This window comes from Sphingobium sp. LMC3-1-1.1 (assembly GCF_040676285.1).
In the GTDB taxonomy this organism is placed as follows: domain Bacteria; phylum Pseudomonadota; class Alphaproteobacteria; order Sphingomonadales; family Sphingomonadaceae; genus Sphingobium.
In genome coordinates this window covers 1-2,225 of record NZ_JBEGHQ010000024.1, presented here as the reverse complement: position 1 = coordinate 2,225, position 2,225 = coordinate 1, and the positions used below count along the sequence as shown (strand labels likewise).

Genomic DNA, 2,225 nt, shown 5'->3' with positions numbered 1-2,225 from the left:
GAGATTGTCGTGACGGCGCAGCATCGTGAGCAGCGTCTTCAGGATGTTGGCATCTCGATCACCGCCCTGGGGAGTGAGCAGCTGGCCCGGCTTGGCGTGACGAGCAGCATCGACATTGGCCGCATTACGCCGGGCGTCCACGTTTCGGGCAATTTCGGTGGCCAGACCGCACAATATACCATCCGCGGCGTCACCCAGAACGACTTCAGCGACGTGCTCGAAGGCCCGGTCGCGGTCTACTTCGACGATGGCTATATCGGCAGCCTCAGCGGCCAGATCTTCGGCACCTTCGACCTTGAGCGCGTGGAAATTCTGAAGGGGCCGCAGGGAACCCTGTTCGGACGCAATGCCACCGGCGGCCTGGTCCACTTCATTCCGCGCAAGCCGACCGACCAGCTTTCGATCAACGCGAACGCGACCTATGGCCGGTTCAACCAGACCCGCCTTGAAGCGGGTATCGGCGGCCCGCTGGGCAATGGCTTCTCTGGCCGCGCCACGATCCTGTACAATCGCCAGGATCCGATCTTCAAGAACATCTATCCGGTTGGAAACAGCGCGCCCGGTCCTGTGCCTGCCCGCTGCTGCGAGAACACCTGGAACGACAACACCCTCGGCGGGCGGTTGCAGCTCCAGTACGAAACGGGTGACTGGAAGATCCGCGTGCAGGGTTCGGCCCTGCGCAGCATCGCGTCGACCAGCCCGTACAAGTCCTTCCCCGCGGCGCCGGTGTTCAACAGCGACGGCCAGTTGATCGATACGATCAGGCTTCCCGAAACGGACCCGGTTCTGGGCGCCACTCAGCAGCCGCGCGACAACAACTACATCTCCCAGGCGATGGCGCTTGACGACCGCAACCGGATGCAGACCTACAACGCGGCCCTGCACATCGACGGGTCGATCGGTGCGGTCGATGTGGCCCTGATCACCGACTGGAAGCAGTTGAAGAAGTCGTTCCTGACTGACACCGCACTGGTGCCGGTAAACTTCCTGGGCGTCGCCAGCGATGCAAACACCCAGCAGTTTTCGCAGGAACTCCGGTTGTCCGGGAAAAGTGACAGCCTGAACTGGAGTGCAGGCGCCTATTATCTGAACCTCAATGCCAAGGACGCCAGCGGGTTCCTTGTTCCCGAGGGTTCGATCCTGGTCAATCCCCTTGGCTTGCCTCCGGGCGGCGGGGACCTGATCAACTTCAACCAGCTCAAGACGCAGTCCTTCTCGCTGTTCTCCCAGCTCGAATGGAAATTCGCTCCGCAGCTGACTTTGGTTGCCGGCGGACGAATCATCTTTGAACATCAAAGCTATTCCTACCGTTCGGCCCTGATCCAGAATGATCGCGACTATTATATCGACAGCGTCGAACTGGCTCCGCTGCCGGCCTATCAGAAGGCCGATGGCACGCTGATCTTCGATCCCTATCGCAACAAGCGGAGCAACAACCTGTGGGCCGGCAAGCTCCAGCTCGAATATCGGCCGAACTCCGACACCCTTGTCTATGTCGGCGTCAATCGCGGCGTGAAGGGCGGGGCCTACAACGCCAAGTACCAGGACGGCAGCCTCCCGCTTCTCGAATCCCAGATGGCCTACGGACCCGAAACGCTGTGGTCCTACGAAGCGGGCGTGAAGGCGACCTTGCTGGATGGCGCAGTCGTCGCCAATCTCGCGGCCTTCTATTATGACTACAAGAACTACCAGGCGTTCCTGTTCGTAAACTCGTCGGGTCTGGTCACGAACAGCCCGGCGACCAACTACGGTATCGAAGGCAGTCTCCAGATCAAGCCAACGGACCGGCTTCTGGTCAACCTTGGCGCGTCCGTCTTCCGGCCCAAGGTGAAGAATGTCGTCACCGCACCTGCCACGGCTACCGCGCCGGCCATTGTCAAGGACACCGAGCCTGCCTTCGCGCCCCGCGAGCAGTTCTCGGCGATCGTGAGTTGGACGCCGCCCATTGCGAACGATGCGATTTCGCTGTCGGCAAATGCCAACTACACCGGCCGGTTCTTCAACAACCTGCGCAACTTCACCGGGGAAGTCACGAAGGGCTATATCCTGACCGCCGCCAATGTGGAGTGGAAGCTCACGCCCCAGTTCACCGCGGCTGCTTCGCTCGACAACATCTTCGACAAGCGGGTCAACGTGATCGGGTTCGATCTGGCGACCTTCTGCGGCTGCATGCATGAATCGTACAACCGCCCGAGGACCTGGAGAATTTCGCTGCGCTACGAACT

The 2,225-nt window shown here is 60.8% G+C and carries 1 protein-coding gene; it reads left to right on the top strand.

The annotated features are described in order from the left end of the window. Window positions 1-2,225: TonB-dependent receptor (locus MRBLMC3_RS16110; RefSeq protein WP_363830473.1), on the top strand; the 2,225-nt coding region annotated here is incomplete at both ends.